This window comes from Patescibacteria group bacterium (assembly GCA_028715115.1).
Classification (GTDB): Bacteria; Patescibacteriota; Patescibacteriia; order UBA2591; family UBA4787; genus JAQUSN01.
In genome coordinates this window covers 108,249-128,535 of sequence record JAQUSN010000002.1, presented here as the reverse complement: position 1 = coordinate 128,535, position 20,287 = coordinate 108,249, and the positions used below count along the sequence as shown (strand labels likewise).

Below are 20,287 nucleotides of genomic sequence, written 5' to 3'. Positions count from 1 at the left end.
AAAAGACCAGTAAATTAACCGGTCTTTTTTTATAATATTAATTTATAATTTTTCTTCTAGTATTTCTTTAACCAATTCAACTTTAGCACGACCCTTGGTCTCTCTCATAATTAAGCCGACTAGAAAAGCAATGGCATTGGTTTTACCTTTTTTATAATCAGCGACAACCTTGGGATTATTCTTGATAATTTTATCAATTATTTTTTCGAGCTGTTTTTGATCGTCAATCTGGTTCATTGATCCCCTTTTAATGGCTTCGTCGGCATCTAGCCCTTCTAAAAACATTTTTTCTAAAATTTGCTGTCCCAAGGTACTCGAAACATTGCCTTTATATAATAAAATTATAAATTCGGCAAAATTCTCCGGCGTAATTTTAAGCTCAAAAGAAGCGGTTTTATATTTATCCATTAAATGCATTAAACGATTAATCAACCAACTACCAACTAATTTCACGAACTTTTCTTTATGTTTTTCCCATATTTTTTGCTCACTACCTTCGACTTCTTCAATCGAAATTAGCCAAGCTTTTAATTCGCTAAGCGTTTTTTCGGTAAAATGAGCTAAGATTATATCATCGGTCAATATCCTCGCTTCAATCTCGCTAAAACCAAAAGACTTCATAAATCTTCCCCTCTTAGCCATCGGCAATTCGGTCAGATCCTTTTTAATGGCATTTAGATTAAATGCTGTTAGTAAAAGCGGCGGCAAGTCAGGCTCAGGAAAATAGCGATAATCCATTTCTCCTTCTTTGGTTCGCTGTTCAATGGTTATTTTTTTCTTTTCATCCCAACCAAAGGTCACATCGCCACTGGGCGGATTGCCGGCTTCCCATAGTTTTGATTGCCTTTTAATCTCATACCTTAAAGATTCCTCCACGGCGCGGAAAGAATTTAGATTCTTTATCTCAGCTTTAGGATAAAGTTTCTTATCTCCCTTAGGTCGCAACGATATGTTGGTATCACAGCGCATTTGGCCTTTTTCCATGTCAGCCCAGGAAATGTTTAAATAGCGGGCCAGGAGCTGTAATTCACGTAAAAATAATTTCGCCTCTTCTGGAGATTTAAAGTCAGGTTCGGTCACTACTTCCAACAGTGGAATTCCGGCTCGATTGTAATCCAACAGGCTCCATTTATAATCAGGGGTATGAATTAATTTTGCCGTATCTTCTTCAAGATGAATTCTGTTTATTCTAATCGTTCTGTCTTCGTTTAATTTTAATTTGGCTTTTTTGACAATCGGAATCGCATATTGGCTAATTTGATATCCCTTAGGCAAATCTGGATAGAAATAATTTTTTCTATCAAATTTAGAATACTGGGCAACGTCGCCCTCTAATGCTAATCCTAAATTAAGGGCCATTTCTACGGCGCCACGGTTAATTACCGGCAAGACGCCGGGGTGACCAAAGCAAATCGGGCAAATATTAACATTTGGACTAGCGTCAAGCCACTCATTCTGGCAGTCGCAAAACATTTTGCTTTTGGTTTTAAGTTGTAAATGAATTTCCAGGCCAATAATTGGTTCTAATTCCATAGTATTAAGCTACGTTTTTTTTACTTAAAACAACCGGTAGGGTTTTTATTAAAATTTGTCCATCATAACCCAATGACCAGTTTTCAATATAATAAATATCCAAATTTGCTTCATCATCAAAGGTGAGATTAGAGCGACCGCTGATTTGTGCCAAACCGGTAATACCAGGTTTAATCGTCAAGAGTTGCTTATGATTGCTTTTGTACCTTTCTACTTCCTGGGGTTCATGGGGCCGCGGGCCAACCAGGCTCATTTGCCCAATTAAAACATTGTATAGCTGGGGCAATTCATCAAGACTGGTTTTTCTAATGAATTTGCCAAAACGGGTTACGCGCGGATCATTTTGCATTTTAAATAATGGGCCATCCCCTCGTTCATTGTATGACATAAGGTCTTCCTTCATCTTCTCGGCCCCAATAACCATAGAACGAAACTTGTAGACCGGAAAACATTGATTGCGACAGCCGACTCTTTTAAGCTTAACAAAAATTGGCCCCGGCGAATCTAATTTTATAATAACAGCTATTATTAAAAATAAAGGAGATAAAATTATTAAAGCCAAGAAGGAAATAATTATATCGAAAAATCTTTTTATAATTCTGCCCCAACCATCAAGAGCGGTTCTCTTTATTTCTATAACCGGCACGCCGGCAATGGTTTCACTCTTTATGTTAGTTAAAAGAGCGCCATAAGAATCAACCACGTATTTAAAAACTATTTGATGTTCATTACAAAAATTAACCAAACGATAAATTTCTTGATTGGTGGTTGTCACGTCCCCCAAAATAACCACCCTAATTTCTTGAGCTCGATCTTGCCAACGCGTAATAAATTCGTCAACTGACTTTGAGTTGTCAATAATTCGATAACCAAACCCTCTTTCTTTAATTAATTGGTCTAAAATATCGCGAGCGAATGGGCCATCGCCCACTATAACTGTCGGCTCTAACCCTCTGCCTAATTTATAGATGTTAAGCCGGGCCAGATGGATAAAAAATCTACCCAAGGCAACCAAAATTATCGCTAACAACCAGCCCATTAAAACGATAAACCTTGAAGAAAAAAGGGTTCGCTGAAAAAAAACAAATAAAACTATCAACATAACGGCGGTTGTTACGCCGAAAAATATTTTAGCCAGCTCTCGACTAAACCGTTGACGACCTATTCGATATAATCCATTAAAAGCGAAAACTATTATAGAAAACAGGGCGACCAGCAAAATAATTCCTAAATAATGCCAAAATGGCAACTCAAAAATTATCGGTCTAAGTTGGGCCAGGGCATTAAAACGCAAAAAATATGCCAAAAGACCGGCACTAACTACCATCAAATAATCAATCGGCAACAAAATGGCCGTGAAAAAAAGTTCTGCTTTTTTCATAAATAATCAAAGACGATGTTTATTATATTATAATCCTAAACATAAAAGAGGTCAACTCGATTGAGTTGCCCTCTTTTTCTATATAAATTATTCAATTATAGTTGAACCTTTAATCCTGGGCCCATAGTCGAAGCAATTGTAACACCCTGAATAAAAATACCCTTGGAGGTTGATGGTTTCGATTTCTTAACGGCCTCAAAAAGTTTAACAATATTTGCTTTTATTTTATCAGTTGGCCAAGAGATTCTAGCCACAGCCTGATGCACAATTCCGCTAGCATCGCTCTTAAAGTTCGTTTTACCGCCGCTTAATTCGGCAATAGTTTTCTTAAAATCAGTCGTGATAGCCTCGGTTTTTGGGGTCGGCATTAAGCCTTTTGGTCCCAGCACCTTAGCAACTTGGGCTAAATCTTTCATAATTGCCGGCTCAGCTATGGCCACGTCAAAATCGCATTTACCGCTCGCCTTAATCTGTTCAATTAATTCTTGCCCGCCGACAATATCGGCACCAGCGCTTTTGGCTTCTTCTATTTTAGCCGGAGTAGCAAAAACAGCAATTCTTTTTTTCTTTAAAGAACCGCTCGGCAAAACTACCGAACCATGAACGTTCTGTTCTGTTTTGGTCGGATCAATGCCTAATTTTATGTGAAGTTCAATACTTTCATCAAATTTGGCAACGTGATTATTTTTAATAAAATCAATCACCTCGTCTAATGTATAGGCTTTGTTAATGTTAACCTTTGCTTTAATTTCTTGATATTTTTTACCTCGTGCCATATATTAAAATATAAATTATTGATTAATCAATCACTTGAACTCCCATTTGTTTAGCTGTACCCTCAACCGTTCTCATGGCTGCTTCCAAGCTATTGGCGTTCAGATCTGGCATTTTTATTTTAGCAATATCGGCAATTTGTTTGCGCGTTATTTTGCCGGCCTTTTCCCGCAAAGATTTACCTGAACCCTTTTCAATGCCAATTGCCTTTTTAATCAACTCTGGAGTAGGCGGAGTTTTTAAAATAAAAGTATAGCTTCTGTCTTCATAAACGGTGATTTCGACCGGAACAGTATTGCCGGCTTTATCTTTAGTTTGATCATTAAACTTTTTACAAAATTCTGCAATATTTAAACCATGCTGGCCCAAAGCCGGACCAACTGGCGGAGCTGGCGTAGCCTGAGAAGCCGGAATTTGAAGTTTAATGACTGTTTTAATTTTTTTAACTGCCATATTATTATTTTTATGTATTATATTTTTTTGACTTGTAAAAAGTCCAATTCGGCGGGCGTTTCTCGACTAAAAACGGAAATCAACACTTTAACCTTGCCTCTTTCTTCGTCAGTTTCAGCCACCTTGCCTTCGAAGTTTTTAAATGGGCCATCGGTGATTTTAACTAAGTCTCCGACTTTAATGTCAATTTTATATTTTGGCTCTTCAATGCCCATTCTTTTTTGAATAACTTTAATTTCTTCTTCCGACAATGGCGTAGGAATGGTGCCGGTACCAATAAAACCTGTCACGTTCGGAGTATTTCTAACTACATACCAAGAATCGTCAGTTACAATCATCTCGACTAAAACATAGCCTGAAAACATTTTTTCAGTAATAATTTTCCTTTTCCCGCCCTTTATCTTAATTCTTTTTTCAGTAGGAATCAAAACGTTAAAAATTTTGTCCTGCATTCCCATAGAGGCAATTCTCTGTTTAAGACTTTCTATCACGTTCTCTTCATAGCCGGAATAGGTATGAATCGCATACCATCTTTTACCTTGTTCTACCTGTTTAGCCATAATTTATATTCGATTAAATTAATAATTGAACAACTCTAGTTAAGCCGAAATCAATAATTCCCAAGAAGAAAGCCATAACCAAACTAAAAGCAATCACGGACAAAGTATGCTTGATTAATACTTTGCGAGTTGGCCAAACTACTTTTTGTAATTCTAGTCGGGAATTTTTTATGTATTCCACAAGTTTATTGATCATAATGAAGTAAACTATTTTAAAAGAACCCCCGCAGGGTTGTTTAAATATTATAAAACACCTATTTTAAATGTCAAGGTTTTGGACGGTCTTGGCATGAGTTTGGATGAACTTTTTGCGAGGCTCAACCTCCTTGCCCATTAATATGTCAAAAACCTCGTCAGCCAAAGAAATATCGTCAATTGCCACCTGTTTTAGGGTTCTTTTATTATAATCCATGGTGGTGGTAAATAATTCTTCAGGATTCATCTCGCCCAAACCTTTATAGCGCTGGATATTTACGCCGGCCTCAACTTCTTTCTTTTCTTCTTGCTCTGGCTGAGTAGTTTCGCCTATTTTCTGCACAACGAAACCCTTGGCAATCTTTTTTGTGGCTGCAACTGATTTTTTATGACTAGGAACGCTTTCCAAAAAATTATCTTTTTCTTCGTCAGAATAAAAATATTTTATTTCACGATTATAATTAATTCTATATAACGGCGGCTGAGCAATATATAAATAATTATTTTCAATAAGCTGCGGCATATAACGATAGAAAAAAGTCAAAAGTAAAGTTCTGATATGCATACCATCGACGTCAGCATCAGACATAATAATAATTTTATGATAACGCAACTTTGTTATATCAAACTGCTCGCCGATATTAGTGCCCAAGGCAATAATTAGTGATTTTAATTCTTGATTAGCTAAAATTTTATCTAAACGGGCCCGCTCGACGTTTAAAACCTTACCTCTCAGCGGCAAAATAGCCTGAAACTGACGATCGCGACCCATTTTACAGCTGCCACCGGCCGAATCACCCTCAACAATAAATAATTCGCATTTTTCAGCCTCGCGAGAAGAACAATCAGCTAATTTCCCGGGCAAGGTAAACCCTTCTAGAGCGCTTTTGCGCAGTACTGCATCGCGAGCGCTTTTAGCCGCTTGCCGGGCCCGAGCTGCCAAAACACATTTAGCAATCATATCTTCGGCGTCGCGGGGATGTTCCTCTAAAAACGTGGTTAAAGCTTCGCCAACCACCGTTTCTACCACTGGCCTAGCTTCAGTATTGCCAAGTTTGGCCTTGGTTTGACCTTCGAATTGCGGATCACGGATCTTAATGCTGACCACGGCTGTTAGGCCTTCACGCGTATCTTCACCGGTTAAATTATCGTCTTTCTCTTTTAATAAATTATGAGCGCGGCCATAAGTATTTAAAATGCGGGTCAAGGCCGTACGAAAACCCAATATATGCGTTCCGCCTTCGGGCGTATAAATATTATTAGCGAAACTATAAGCCGTTTCTATAAAGTCGTCGATATATTGAAAGGCGGTTTCAACTATTATACCCTCGGATTCTTTGTTCACATAAAAAATATTTTGATTTCTAATTTTATTTGTACGATTCAAATGCTGCACATAAGCAATAATGCCTCCCTCGAAATAAAATTGATGTTTAGTAATGTCACTGGCCTTGCGAGAATCAACAACAATTATTCTTACGCCCTTAGTTAGATAAGCCTGCTGGCGTAAATGATTTAAAATAGTATTCCAATTATATTCTATTTTAGGGAAAATTTCCGGATCAGCCTGGAAGGTGATGGTCGTACCCCTTTCTGATGATTTCCCGACTTGTTTAGCTTTTGATACGGGCTGACCCTTTTTATATTCTTGCATCCATAAACCACCGTCGCGGCGAACCTCTGCTTTTAAATAAATTGACAAGGCGTTTACCACTGACACGCCAACGCCATGCAAACCGCCAGAAACTTTATAAGCATCATGGCTAAATTTACCGCCGGCATGCAATTTAGTTAAAACAACTTCAAGAGCAGATTTACCGACTTGCTTGTGCATATCAACAGGAATACCTCGACCATTATCAGTAACTCTGATTAAATTATCCGGTAATAATTCAATAATAATTTTATTACAAAATCCTCCGATCGCTTCATCGATTGAATTATCAACAACTTCCCAAATCAAATGATGTAAACCGTCTGGCCCAACCGAACCAATGTACATGGCCGGCCGCCTCCTAACCGGCTCCAATCCGTCAAGAACCGTAATTTGGCTAGCGCTATATTCCTGGCTGGCCGCTTTCTTGTCTTTGTCTTTGACTAAATCGCCGGTCGGCTTACTTTCTTTGATTTCATTGATTTTTTTAGTTATTTGCTTCTTCATAGATATGATAAGTATACTATAAAAATTGATAAAAAACAAGCCCCAAAAATCAAAAATTGGCGGCTTTTTCGTTAAAATTTAATTATTTTGCATTTATAAAATTTTGTGTCCTATTGTTTAAGAAAATCGCGGCTTTCAAGAGTGAAAAATTTATTAAATCATGTTTTAGCCTTTGTGGATAACTCGATTTATTTATTTCTATTTTCCGCCCACCAATTCAAAACATCTTTGGCAACTGGCGCCGCGGCCGTACCGCCCTCTACACCATTCTCAACTAAAACAGTTATGACAATCTGCGGATTTTGATATGGCGCAAAACAAGTAAACCAGGCATGAGGAGCACCGGCTTCATTTTGCGCCGTGCCGGTTTTAGCCGCCACCTCAATTGGCAAAGTCGATAAACTGCGGGCGCTTCCTTCGGTAACTGCCGCACGCATGCCATCACGAACCACGCTTAAATTTTCATGACTAGCTAACCTATTGGCTAAAATTTTAGGTGATATCTTTAAAATAGTTTTATTGCCATCATCAATAATTTCTTTTAAGAGGTATGGTTTGTATAAAGTGCCATCATTGGCAATAGCAGCCGTATAATTAGCAACCTGAAGTGGCGTTACCAGCAAGTCTCCCTGGCCAATTGATAAATGATAAGTGTCGCCCGGATACCATGGCTCGTTACGCTGTTCTTCTTTCCATCGTTGAGTCGGTACAAAACCGGATTTCTCACCGGCTACGTCAATGCCGGTTAAATTGCCCAAACCGAACCTTTTCATCCAAAAATCTAGTCCGTCTACCCCCAAACCTTTGAAATTATTATAACCACCGCCAACGTAATAGAAAAAAGTATTTACAGATTCAGCTAAGGCCTTAGTGACGTTGGATATACCATGTCCACCGGCCTTCCAGTCGGGGAAAAACCAACCCCCCAAACTAATTCCTCCGGTGCTAAGTACTGTTGTTATTGGCGTAATAATCTTTTCTTCCAGGGCCCCAATGGCAACAACCGGCTTAATCACAGAACCAGAAGGATATTCGCCAGTAATGGTCCTAAAAAACAATGGCTTATGAGAATTTTGATATATATTATTATATTCGTTAATGCTTATCCCTTTACCCAAAGAGGTGCTATTAAATGAAGGATAAGATACTAACGCCAAAACCTCTCCGGTATTTGGATTCAAGGCTACGGCAGAACCGCCTCGATTACCATTAGCTCTAATATGCGCAGCCAAGGATTCAAATAACTTTTTTTGTAAATCGCCATCGATTGATAAAACTAAATTATCTCCATTTATCGCTGGTTTATTATAAGATATTTCTTCTTCGCCAGTTGGTAAAATATCAATACGCTGCTGGCCATATTGCCCTCTTAAGTAACTTTCATAATAACTTTCTAGACCGCTCTTGCCTATCAGATCATTAAATAAATAATCACGGTGTTGCGCTAGTTCATCTCTAGAAACCTTTCCTACGTAACCTAAAACATGAGAAAACGCCAAAGAATCAGCATAAACCCGCTGGTCTTGCAATTCAACATCTATTCCCTTATTAGAAGATAAAATCGTTTGGATTAAAATGGCTTGATCGTAGTTTAGCTCCTTTAAAAGTAAGATGGACTCATTAGCATAAATAGGCAGCTGCGAAAGATTGTCTTGTAGTTCTTTTTTTTGATCTTCAGATAAAAATTGCTCTATAGCACTAATTGTTTCATTGCTATTTTTGCGATCAAATTTTGCCGGAACGACATTCAAAGAAAAAATTGGCGCATTTTTTACTAATGGATTTAAATTACGATCATAAAATAAACCCCGTTTGGATTTTAAAACCTCAACTCTTGAGCTCTGACCGCGAGAAATTAGCGAGCGATGACTACCCTCTAAAACTTGCCAATAAAAAATTCGGCCCAGAAATAAACAAAAAATAAGGCCTATAAAAATATATAAAACAATGATTTTCTTAGAATTAACGGGTGATATCAGAAGCTCTCCGCCAGCAACATTAAAAATACCATCCTCACCTGCCCAAGTGCGTCGAGAACCACTGTGCATGTGCGATTCTCTTGCTCTCAAGTCAATCGTTTCGACTTTAAAAGGATCGAACATAATTGATTAACTATAAAAATTAAAACCGTATTTAATAAAATAAATAAAATTATTTCTCTAAAATATATCCTATCGAAAATAACTGGCCAAGAAAATATTCTAAAATAATGAATCAATATAACCAAAAAGGTAAGAAATAGCTGATAGGCAAATAGGACCGTAATAGTAATCAACAGGTTCATGCCTGACGAAATGTCGATAAAGCGTTTTTGAAGCCAATTAAGCAGTAAAAATATTAAAATGAAAATAACAAAATATATTCCTCGTGGAAAAATGGAATATAGATCTAAAACAATAGCAGTTAATAAAAAATAAATTAGTAAAAATTTTCTACGGCAAAAAAAATAAACCATTAAAAAACAAAGTGGCAGATTTAAATATCTCAAAACTCCTAAATGAGGCATAAAGCTTATTTGGGCAAAAATAAAAAAAATCAATAAAAGGTCAAATAAAAAGTATCTCATATGATTATAAATTATCGTTAACCTCTATACTCACTATTCTTAAATCTCCCAGGGAAACAAGGGGTTTGGTTATTATGTTTTGAAATGCGGATTCATTCTTTCTTTCTACCGTTTCAACCTGCCCGACGATCAATCCTCGCGGTATATCTTTTTCTACGCCAGAGGTGATAATATAGTCACCATTATTAATATTCTTATCCAAAGGCACAAAGTCTATTTGCATATTCAAGCCATGCTTGCCCTTGGCTAAACCGGAAATTACTCCGGCCTTGGGATCTTTGGTTAAAAAATCAACACTGGTTAAAAAATGATTATCGTAAATCGGTAAAAAATAAGCATAATTTTTATCGACCTTGGCAATTTTGCCCACCAAATATCCGTCATTAACAATAACCGCTGCGCCCTCTCTGATTCTATCGTCTCTTCCCCTGTCGACTATATAATAATTAATACCGACTTCTGTGTTTTGACCGATAACATTGGACAGAACATAATGATATTTTTGTTGATCAATAAACCCAACTTGCCGTGATAATAAATCAAACTGAACCAATTCGGCGCGCAAAGAAACAACCTCTTTTTGCAGCTCAGTGTTTTGATTCTTAAGATTGTCCAATTCAGATAATAAATTATTTTTTTCTAAATTATTTAAGAAAGAACCTGTTTTTACGCCTCCATTAGTTGCTGCTCTAAGGGAAGGATTAAACCAATCAGCTATAAAATTAAAGGCTCCTATTTTGAGTAAAAAAAATAGAAAAACAATAATTAAAATTATGCTTAATGTTTTTTTGTTCCTTACAGCCATAACTTCATTGCGTCATTTAAATTTTTAATTTGAATTATCTCTATTTTACGATTAATTGATTTAAGATCTGACCTGGGTACTAATATTTTATTAAAACCCAATCTCTCCGCTTCTTTGATTCTTTTTTCAATACTATTTATTGGTCGCACTTCTGCTCCTAAGCCTACCTCGCCACACGCCGCTATCTTCGGGTCAAATGGTTTATTTTTAAAAGCCGAAATAATCGACAAACAAACCGGTAGGTCTACGGCTGGCTCGCGGATATCAATGCCGCCAGCAATATTAATATGAACATCATAATTACCTAAATTTATCCCGCAACGGCGCGATAAAATAGCAGTAATTAATTGCAACCGATTATTGTCAAAGCCGATAGATCGGCGCTGGGGATAGCCAAAATGCGTTTGAGTTACCAGGGCCTGAACTTCAACCAAAAAAGATCTCGTACCTTCAACAATAGCGCCGACTACTACTCCGGGCAAATCTTTGTCTCGCGAAGCTAAAAATATTTCCGAAGGATTTTTAACTTCTATTAATCCCCCTTCGCGCATATCAAAAACACCCACTTCATTGGTTGCGCCAAAACGATTTTTTACCGCGCGTAATAGTCTAAAGTTGTGAAATTGGTCTCCTTCAAGATAAAGAACTGTATCAACTAGATGTTCTAGCGTTTTTGGTCCAGCGACAAACCCTTCTTTAGTAACGTGACCAATAATAACCGTAGGTACATTATTTTTTTTGGCAGTTTCCAATAATTTTGCCGTGCAAGCCTTAATTTGGTTAACGTTGCCAGCCTCAGAAGGAAGATTAGAAAACCAAATTGTTTGAATTGAATCTATGATCGCCAAAGATGGTTTTACTTTTTCGATAGTAGCGCAAATTACTTCTATATCGGTTTCGCCTAAAAATTTTAAATTCGTCGTCGGCAACTTAAGACGATCCAATCGCATCTTAATTTGTTCGGCCGACTCTTCTCCAGAAATATATAAAATTGAATTATTAGCTAATTTAGCGGCTAATTGCAGAACTAGAGTCGATTTACCAATACCAGGCTCACCGCCCAGTAAAATCAAGGAGCCCGGCACTATGCCACCACCTAAAACACGATCTAATTCTTCTAGCCCAGTTTTGGTACGAGGAAACTCCCTGCCTTTCACTTCTTCGAAATCAATAACATCGCCAGCTGAGACGTTTAAACTTTTAGCTCTCGTTTGTTTTTCAACCATCTCTTGCAATGTTCCCCACGAACCACACTCCGGACACTGACCAAACCATTTAGGAAATTGAGCGTCGCACTTCGAACAATTAAATATTATTTTTAATTTATTAGAGGCCATAATTTTAAATACTACATCTTTTGCCATCTAAATATTTTAAAGTGGCCGTTGGGTCCAATAATGTTGACGGCTTTGTATTTAAAAAATTTTGTTGGCAATAATTAGGTTGATTCTCAACTCTTTGTCCATTTGGAGGATACCATGTTTTATTTCCTCTGGCACCGGCTTCATACATTTCAAGGTGTAACATCCCACAACGGCTTGCTTGGCCTAAAAGTTGACCAGCCCTCACTTCATCTCCATTTTTTACCAGAATACTATCATCATCTACTTCACCATATAAAACTGTATAATTTAATTTTTTGTGATCAATAAAAATTGCACTAACGTGTCCACCCTTACCGGTTTCGGTACTACAAGTATAAAAACCGTAAACAGCCAAAACGCGACCGTCCCCTATAGCCACTACACTATCATTACCCGACCGCCAATTGGTTAAAATATCAATGCCAGCATGACAACGTTTGCCGCTACTACGGCTATTACCAAAATTCCATTGGGTTTGTTTGATGCTATCCGCACTAACAGGAAAACAATTGCCCCCCATATCTATGCTGGTACCGGCATTAGGACCACTAATACCGCCCTCTTCTTTGTCTGAATCTAATGGAGTGATAATTATTGGTTCAATCTTGCCCAGGGTAATAGGTTTTAAGATTGTTAAATTGGGGTTAATAGCCGACAAAAAAACATTCATACCAACGATAATTACTATGCCGATCAAAGCTGAACTTATTTTTGATTTAGCTTCCGTAATGGCCGAGGAATTGCCACGAGCTAATATCCACTGCAACCCGCCCCACATAATAATTATCACGGCCAAAATAGCGATAGCTCTAACCGCCCATTTATAAACAGCGATTAAATATTCCCCTATCCATGGAATTGAATAGCCTGTTTTGCCCTTTTGACACTCGTCTAAAGTCTTGCCCTCCTCTAAACAAACTTGGATATCTTTGGAAAATCCAGAAAAACCGGGAATTTGAACTTGAAGAGTAGGGATAATATCTGGAGTTTTTTGTTCTGTATTTTTTGTTGGCACAGGATCAGTAGCATCGGCTGGCGCGAAGCTGCCCTGGCAAAAACAATCAGTACAATTAGCGCAAGTAGTATCTTTCGCCTGCATGGTATATGGCAGTGGACAAAATCCAGTAGTAATATCTTTGCACCTTGGCTCGATATTAGAACCATAGCAACAGCTAATAGCCAGCACGTTTTGAAATAAAAAAAACAAAAAACCCATTAAGACAAAAACCACCAAGAGATAACCGAGCTTGGAAGTTCTAAAAAATCTATTTTTTAAGAAAAAATTGATCACAATCTATCTTAATTTTATGTATCTTAATATTCCTGAATTTTTATCAATAAAATATAACGTACCATCGTCTCCCGAAATAAATAGCTGGGAAACATCATAACCACCCATTGCTCCTTCGGCTAAAAATGTCTTTTCGCCGGTAATGGCGTTAATTTTATAAAAATTATCTTGCAGATTAGTAGCTAACTCGCTCATCATCCCCGACCCCTCTGGTAAACTTTTAGGAACGGCGCAAAAAAGATAACTGCCGCTAGAATTATAAGCGCATTTATGAGACCAGGTGTTAAGGCCTGTGTTAATTTTATCGTTACCGATTTCATCTCCCTGCGCTTTTACTAAATATAATGTTGGTTTATAGCCGCTGTCGGCACTATAAACACTATAAGCTATGCTATCGCCTCGCGGATTCCATTGAGTTTCAAAACCACGGCCATCGATAATCAAAGATTTAAAATTTTCTCCATTTTGGCCGATTAATAAAACCTCTTGCTGCCAAGCTGATTGCGCTTGACCAGTAGCCGAAAAAGCAACGACTTGATTATTGGGCGACCAGGAGACGGTAACCTTATCGCCGTTATCACCCATATTTTCTATGGCCCTCGCCCCGGTTCCATCGGAATTAGCTACGGCTAACCAATTATTTTGTGAATATTGCGAAGTAGCCTTGAAAACAATTTGATTCCCGCGAGAATCCCAAGAAAAGTCTTCCCAATTGTTCGGCAGGGTGTATTGTTTCTGATTTTTAAAATCATACATTATTTTAAAGCCATCGGGATATTCGATAATCGCTCTGTCCTTATTTGGCGCCCAATTAACATTACTGACATTATGAAAAACTTGATTGCTTAAAGACGTTTTAATGCCGTTCTTATCTACCTGATAGAATTTACCATCAGTTGAGTTATAGAATAAGCTATTTTGTCCATCGAAAGACAATGTGGCACTTTGCGCCGAATCATTGGAAACAGGATTAATAATGGTTTTACCGCCGTTGGCTATCTCAGAGACTTGCAAAACTACCGGCTGTGCTTCTGAAGATTGAGCAGGCGCCGCTTCCTGCCATTCGTATAAAGGTAAATTGGCGCTAGCCCGCTCATTTATAGTCATGCCCTCCCATTGTTCACGACTTACTGGCAATTTGCCGGTTTGCTCGTTGATTAAGTTTTGCGCCTCATTAATCGGCGGCGCGGAAATATTGGTCCTAAAAATAAAAAAATACAAAACCAAAGCTATGGCTATAACCGCCACAAAAAACAAAACTATCAATAGTATTCTTTTATTCATGATATAAAAATTTGACGACTAAAAATTCCTCAAAACCGCCCTATCAACTGCCTGCTGGCAACAAATTGATTTTCCGGATGCGTCTATCTCATTTGTGCATCCTGATACTTTACAATTAGTATATCTTTCACAATTTACTCTTCTCTCACTTGGTTCACACATAGGCATTCCGCTATCTGGTTTACAAAAACTATAAAATTTAACGGCAGTCTTATTTATTTTATCATCAGTAACATTAACCAGAGCAAAGACACACGTTGAATTCGAATTAGGACATTTTATCCCAACTTTCATCCCAATCTTATTTTTTATAATATCTCCTTCTCCTTTTTTAACGCCGCAATTAGTTGATGGATCAAGAGCAAAATCGTACATTACGGTTGGATCATCTCTGAAGGGCAAACTTACCTTCCCATACGTCGTAGTCGCTGCCTCAATTAATCCGTAAATCGGGATCATGTATTTAAATACCGACCCCCTACTAATACAACCAGACTCTACGTTATAACCAGAATCTTTGCCAAGATAATAAATATCTGCCAAATATTCGGCTATATCTGCTTTTTTATTAATATCATCTTGATAGTCCTGTGATGTTAAACTAAATTGTAAAACACAAGGCTTCCTAATGGAAGCACCCGGCACTCCGGCCGACGAACATTTGACCCCAAGATAAGTTCTCCCATCTTCCTGATCCACGGCCTGTATTCCACAGGCGCTAGCCTTAATATTTGGCTGTTTTTCGCTTTCGTCCCAGATATTAGGCATAATGGCTTGCTCTATCGGAAAATCATAATTATCCAAACTAACCTTCTTTATGTGCGTTATTGAAAGATCGTTAAACCTCACCAAGGCCGGATTAATAAAATATAACAATAAATTAGCGCCAATCACTAAAATTAATCCGATAAATGCATCGATCATCTGATTCTTCGCTTGGCCGATTACTGATGCATTTCCGGCAGCGCTAACCCAACGAAAGCCAGCCACCATGATAACAATAACGGCTAAAATCGCGATAACCCTAATTGACCATTTATAAACGGCAATAATATAATCAGCTATTGATAGTCCTGTAATTTCTACGCCCGAACCAGCTTGAAAATTACTATCTCCTATCCCGACCGAGGGGGTGAAAGTAGTTTGCGCCTTAATAATATGAGCGCCGCCAATTAAAAAAACAAACAATAAAAGAATAAAGATAAATATGCCGAGAATGTTTTTATTAATTAACATACAATTATTTACAATTAATACCAATACTTTTAAAGGCCTTCAAAATGCCCTCGGAATGAGTAACAATAGCCGCTGACTGGCAAGGATGAGTCATGATAAAAATATATATCAGGATTAAATAAATTGCAGCGCCAATTATCAAATTACAAACCATTAAAGCAGCGATTTCGATAATTTCCAAAAATTTATTAGGGGCTTCGGCGATTTGATCAGCTAGCTTGTTTAAATCTCCGCTTGTTTGTCCTGCAGTCGCTTGTGCTCCCGTTGTAGAAGATTTTGCCGCCTCTAACCCTTGTTCGGCTGTTGATGCTTTTTGCGCTCCAGAAGCAGCCTTACCACTGCCTTTCATAAGCCATTCCTGTCCTAGGCGACAAAACAACTTAGAGCCAGCAATATACCGCATTATAAAATGAAAATCTATATAAAATATTGGCAACACATAATAAAAATTTTCCCACATGAACTGCAAAATTTTGGCAGTTGCTATTTGACCTCCCATCTCTCCGGCAGCCTTTAGGCCAGCAGTGATGGCTCCTTTAATATCGCCTCGCTTTATGCTTGTTGCCGCTGCGTCAACGGCAACGTTAGATAATGCACGGGCCTTATTCATATATTCTTTATTGTCTCTGGCCCTGGCTCTTTCTTCACTAAAATCAGAGTAACCTTTATGATCTTTGAAGTCCCGATATGTCTGTTGCATTTCGGGAGTTTGCACTTGTCGATTTATTGCTGCTTTTCGACTAGAAGCTTCTTTAAGTCTTTGTTGTTTTAATTCCCTGGCTTGGCGTTGCTCTTTTATTTGCCTAATTGATTCTTCAAATTCTTCATCTTCTCCTCTGCCGCGCTTTTGAGCAGCTAGATAGTCAGGATCAGAAGTGTCAAGATTATATTTTTCAGCATCCGAAGCATCCTTTCGTTCTATTTCCTCTCTTATTTTTGGATCAACAAAGTCACCCATAATTAATAAAATTATGGATTAAAAATGATGTCATTGACCTTCCATTGAGACCCTTCTTTTAATAAAACCAATTTTACTGTTTTGTATAAAACCGTAGTAGTGTCGCCTTTTGTTTCTTGTTGTTGGATATTGGCAAAAAATTCGCCAGTCGGCTCGGCCAAATTTTTCAATTCTAAAGATAATATTTTGGTAGTAATGCCATAATAACTCAAGGATAATTTTTTTTCGGCTATTTTCTGGTTAACTAGGTTTTGAGTTTGCGCCATTAATGAGCTAGTCATATAAGGATAAAGGTCTGTAAAATTGGAAAAGGTAGATTGGTTTGACCATGAGCCGTATTGTTCAATAAAAGCGCGAGCCATCACGGTTAAATCGTTTTCTAATTTAGCAGTTGGGTCTACGGGCGTATTGTCAGTTTGGCCCTCATTCGTAAAATCATTGTTCTGTTCATTAATTTGGGTCTGGTTGTTACTTGGGATTAAAGGATTTGCGGTGTTTTTGCCGCGCCAATTTAAATAATAAAAAATAACGCCGATTATAAGTATAATGATAATAATGATGATTACTTTTTTCATAAAATAATTTTATATTAAATTTCTAAATCACCAACACCCTTAACAAATTCTTTTTGCCCGCCCTGATCAACCACGGCATCGCCAGCCTCTTTTTGAGAAAACTCCCTTTTGGCCTGTTCGATTTCTAAGATTTGCCGCGGATCAGAAGTAATTAATTGATCTTCGGAGTACGAAGCAATAATCTTAATGGCTGCGTGTTTGGCGCCAGCGAAAAAAATCCCTTCACCTACCCCGCACTCTAATAGTAAATATTTTTCTCCTTCGGTTAACATGAATGTTTGCGCCACTAAATCAATCGCCGCCGGAGCTTGTTTTAATAAAAGTTGCAGCGCCGAGTTATTTACAATAGCTTTGCCATAAGGAGAAACCAAAAAATCGTTAACGTCTTGAGTGATCGTAGTCACACCTAGATAATATTTTCGGCAACGTTTGACTAAAGCATAAATAAATTTTGCCGAATCCTCTTGCTGCATTAACCACCAAGCCTCATCAATGACGAGAATTCTTTTTTTAAGTTCAGAACGGACGATGTTCCAAATATAATTGACAATAGTATAAATAGCTATCGGCCGAAGCTCATCTTCTAAGTCGCGAACCGAAAAAACTATTAATTGATTATTAACTTTAACGTTGGTCGGATTATTTAATAGTCCGGCAAAGGTGCCTTCGGTATACTTTTTCAGCCTTTCTGACAACTGGGCCCCGCCCTCCATGCCCTCTAAAATATTTTGCAAATCAGACATGGTCGGCATTTCAGTAATTTGGCTTAAGTCAGCAGATGGCGTAATATCTCTTTTAGCATAAGTCTCAAGTAGAGCGCGATCAATAATTGAATCCTCTTCCGGCGAAAACTGCTTTGTTCCTCTTTCGTCGGTCTTGCCAATCATAATTCTTAACAATCCTTTAATAGTAATAACTGCCGAACGAATTATGTCAGCTGCAGTCATATCGGCCGAAGTAGCCCTGGGCAAATCAAAAGGATTAATTTTGCTATCCGAAGATAAAGAAATATTCACATATGTTCCTCCTACGGCATCTGATAAATATTTATATTCTCTTTCTGGGTCAATAATAATTACATCGGTGCCAAACATCATTGAGCGCAAAACCTCGAGCTTAATAGCGTAGCTTTTGCCAGCGCCACTAGTAGCAAAAACATTCATATTAGCATTCTGCATACTAAATCTATCAAAGATAATCAGGCCATTGTTGTGCCTGTTAATACCATATAAAATCCCGGTATCTGAAGTAACGTCAGCGGAGATAAAAGGAAAAGATGAGGCACAGGGAGAAGAACTCATGTTAAAGGTCACCATCAGCTCGTCGCTAGCTAAAGGCAAGGTCGAATTAAATCCTTGTTCGGCTTGGTAAAATACTTGTCTGGTGTAAATCAATTTTGAACCGAATAGCGCTTCTATTTTTTCCGTCATTGAATCAAGGTCTTTCAATGAATTCGCATACATGGTTACATAAAGAGCAAATTGAAAATAATGTTCTACTCCCGTCGTTAGGTCGTCGCGAAGCTTCTCAATATCTTGTAAAGCGGTCTCTTTAATCGGATCTCGAGGCATCCCTTTATCACGCTCAGCTGATAATTCCGCTTCAATATTGCCCACTCTCTTTTGCAGTTGTTTCAAAACCACACCCGAATTAACCGGATAGAAAAACATGGCCACATCAAGAGAAGCATTAAAATTTATTACTGGCGCAAACCAACCTACAGAAATATAACGAGGATAAGCGGTCACGAAAAGCGTTCTAATATATTTATCTCCTAATTGCAAAAAGGAAGGATTAACCTTAAGCGCGGCCGGCGCAATCAAGTCGCGAACCGACATTAGTCCCTTTAAATATGCCTCTTCCGAATCTAAAAGATTTTTTATTTGCTTTTCTTGAACAATTTTAACCTGCTCCTTTTGTTGAGGAGTCGGTTTCTTCTCTGGCATTGCAGTGGCGCGATTAATAGCTGATGGACGAATAGCCATAAATTAAATCGTTTCGATGTTAAGCTTATTTATTTCGGCTAATTTTTGAACTGCCGATTCGACCGGATTGTAACTATTATATAATAATTCAATTAAACTTTGAGTATCAAGTGGCACGACTCTTAACCCCATGCTCGACAACGCCGAACTAACATTATCAACTCTTCTAAATAATTGCTCTCGATAGGCCTCAAATCGCTCGCGCTTCAGTCTAATAGCTGATCCGGCCGTAAAAGCGCTCGATAGGCGGGAGAAAAATTTTAATTTTTTATCACCCATAGGACTGTAGGGCACGACAACATAAAATTTCTTGGTCATTATTTCTCCCAAATCGACTAATTCTTTTATAAAATCAATATATTCGGCCATTTGAGCTTTTAATAAATTGTTGGTTTGCTCTTTTTGGCGGGTATTTAGGTCAACTAAATAATTCTCGATATTCAGGCGACGAGACTGGATTATTATTTGTAAGGGGTGCTCCAAGGTATTTAAAAATTGAACATAAGCCGAAACGGTCGCCTTTTGCTCGTCCTCTGACTTTAAGGAAAAGTTGATTGAAGAAACCAAAAGCACGGCTCGCATGGTTCCGTCTTTTAAAATAATACAATCACTTCGCACCTCGGAGATGTCTAAATATTTTTGTGTTGATGAAATGGCTGCAGTTTTACTCATAAAAATTTAAATCAAACCTCCTCATGATACATTCCGCCCGTATCAACTAAAATTGATAAATTTGAAAGCCGGGCATTAGAAAGCGTTTTACGCGGAATAGCTACCGGCGCTATCTTTACTTTTTCTTTAACCGCTAATTCTTTTGCCATAATAAAATCTTTTCTCCAAATTCTTAACATTGGTCGTTTAAAAGTCTGGGTTAAGTTTAATAAAAAATAGTGAACCGGTTGGCCGTTTATTTTCAAAAAAGCTAGAGTCCCTCCTAGGCCTAATAAAGCTACCGCTTCGATAATAAATAAAGAAAAATCAGATAATTTATAAGCGACAAAAATAAACGCACCGGTAATAATTAAAATAATAAACTGCCGTGGCGTAACCGGCCCGATAATTTTAGGTTCAATGTCGATAAATTGAGGAACAATAAACTGCATTACTACTACAAATTACGAATTAAAATACCCTATTCTCCTGAATTTTACGCCAGTTTTAGTAGT

The 20,287-nt window shown here is 37.8% G+C and carries 19 protein-coding genes; all 19 read right to left on the bottom strand.

Features of this window, described 5'->3' with window-relative positions:
* Window positions 1-42: 42 nt before the first annotated feature.
* Window positions 43-1,533: an Asp-tRNA(Asn)/Glu-tRNA(Gln) amidotransferase subunit GatB gene (gatB, locus tag PHV78_03195; protein ID MDD5396228.1), complete on the bottom strand. Its 1,491-nt coding sequence runs from the start codon at window positions 1,531-1,533 to the stop codon at window positions 43-45.
* 4 nt (window positions 1,534-1,537) lie between these two features.
* Entirely contained in the window at window positions 1,538-2,914 is a 1,377-nt protein-coding gene (locus PHV78_03190) for a sugar transferase (GenBank protein MDD5396227.1), read from the bottom strand.
* Window positions 2,915-3,009: 95 nt separating this feature from the next.
* A complete protein-coding gene (gene rplA, locus PHV78_03185; protein MDD5396226.1) occupies window positions 3,010-3,690 on the bottom strand; it encodes a 50S ribosomal protein L1 in 681 nt (226 codons plus the stop codon).
* A 22-nt stretch (window positions 3,691-3,712) separates the two neighbouring features.
* Window positions 3,713-4,141, bottom strand: coding sequence for a 50S ribosomal protein L11 (rplK, locus tag PHV78_03180; protein ID MDD5396225.1), 429 nt, complete (start codon window positions 4,139-4,141; stop codon window positions 3,713-3,715).
* A gap of 17 nt (window positions 4,142-4,158) precedes the next feature.
* Window positions 4,159-4,701, bottom strand: a complete 543-nt coding sequence (gene nusG, locus PHV78_03175) for a transcription termination/antitermination protein NusG (protein ID MDD5396224.1) — start codon at window positions 4,699-4,701, stop codon at window positions 4,159-4,161.
* Between the two features lie 13 nt (window positions 4,702-4,714).
* Entirely contained in the window at window positions 4,715-4,897 is a 183-nt protein-coding gene (gene secE / locus PHV78_03170) for a preprotein translocase subunit SecE (GenBank protein ID MDD5396223.1), read from the bottom strand.
* Window positions 4,898-4,960: 63 nt separating this feature from the next.
* Window positions 4,961-7,057 (bottom strand): DNA topoisomerase (ATP-hydrolyzing) subunit B, encoded by a 2,097-nt coding sequence (gene gyrB, locus PHV78_03165; GenBank protein ID MDD5396222.1) that lies wholly within the window; start codon window positions 7,055-7,057, stop codon window positions 4,961-4,963.
* Between the two features lie 188 nt (window positions 7,058-7,245).
* Window positions 7,246-9,159: a penicillin-binding protein 2 gene (gene mrdA / locus PHV78_03160; GenBank protein ID MDD5396221.1), complete on the bottom strand. Its 1,914-nt coding sequence runs from the start codon at window positions 9,157-9,159 to the stop codon at window positions 7,246-7,248.
* On the bottom strand, window positions 9,123-9,563 hold the full coding sequence (locus tag PHV78_03155; protein MDD5396220.1) for a hypothetical protein: 441 nt from the start codon (window positions 9,561-9,563) through the stop codon (window positions 9,123-9,125). Before PHV78_03155 ends, mrdA begins: the two co-directional genes overlap by 37 nt.
* 64 nt (window positions 9,564-9,627) lie before the next feature.
* Window positions 9,628-10,428: a rod shape-determining protein MreC gene (locus tag PHV78_03150; GenBank protein ID MDD5396219.1), complete on the bottom strand. Its 801-nt coding sequence runs from the start codon at window positions 10,426-10,428 to the stop codon at window positions 9,628-9,630.
* A complete protein-coding gene (gene radA, locus PHV78_03145) occupies window positions 10,419-11,765 on the bottom strand; it encodes a DNA repair protein RadA (GenBank protein MDD5396218.1) in 1,347 nt (448 codons plus the stop codon). The genes PHV78_03150 and radA overlap by 10 nt, the downstream gene beginning before the upstream one ends.
* A 4-nt stretch (window positions 11,766-11,769) precedes the next feature.
* The gene (locus PHV78_03140) at window positions 11,770-13,083 is read right to left on the bottom strand and encodes a M23 family metallopeptidase (GenBank protein MDD5396217.1); all 1,314 of its coding nucleotides are present in this window, start codon (window positions 13,081-13,083) and stop codon (window positions 11,770-11,772) included.
* A 3-nt stretch (window positions 13,084-13,086) separates the two neighbouring features.
* Entirely contained in the window at window positions 13,087-14,367 is a 1,281-nt protein-coding gene (locus tag PHV78_03135) for a hypothetical protein (protein ID MDD5396216.1), read from the bottom strand.
* 18 nt (window positions 14,368-14,385) lie between these two features.
* Window positions 14,386-15,603 carry a pilin gene (locus PHV78_03130; protein MDD5396215.1) on the bottom strand — a complete coding sequence of 406 codons (1,218 nt, stop codon included), beginning with the start codon at window positions 15,601-15,603 and terminating at the stop codon, window positions 14,386-14,388.
* Between the two features lie 4 nt (window positions 15,604-15,607).
* A complete protein-coding gene (locus PHV78_03125; protein MDD5396214.1) occupies window positions 15,608-16,561 on the bottom strand; it encodes a hypothetical protein in 954 nt (317 codons plus the stop codon).
* Window positions 16,562-16,572: 11 nt separating this feature from the next.
* Complete coding sequence (locus PHV78_03120) at window positions 16,573-17,136, bottom strand: hypothetical protein (GenBank protein ID MDD5396213.1); 564 nt, start codon at window positions 17,134-17,136, stop codon at window positions 16,573-16,575.
* Window positions 17,137-17,150: 14 nt separating this feature from the next.
* Window positions 17,151-19,121 (bottom strand): ATP-binding protein, encoded by a 1,971-nt coding sequence (locus PHV78_03115; GenBank protein MDD5396212.1) that lies wholly within the window; start codon window positions 19,119-19,121, stop codon window positions 17,151-17,153.
* A 3-nt stretch (window positions 19,122-19,124) separates the two neighbouring features.
* Window positions 19,125-19,793: a hypothetical protein gene (locus PHV78_03110; protein ID MDD5396211.1), complete on the bottom strand. Its 669-nt coding sequence runs from the start codon at window positions 19,791-19,793 to the stop codon at window positions 19,125-19,127.
* 11 nt (window positions 19,794-19,804) lie between these two features.
* Complete coding sequence (locus PHV78_03105) at window positions 19,805-20,224, bottom strand: hypothetical protein (GenBank protein MDD5396210.1); 420 nt, start codon at window positions 20,222-20,224, stop codon at window positions 19,805-19,807.
* Window positions 20,225-20,287 lie beyond the last annotated feature (63 nt).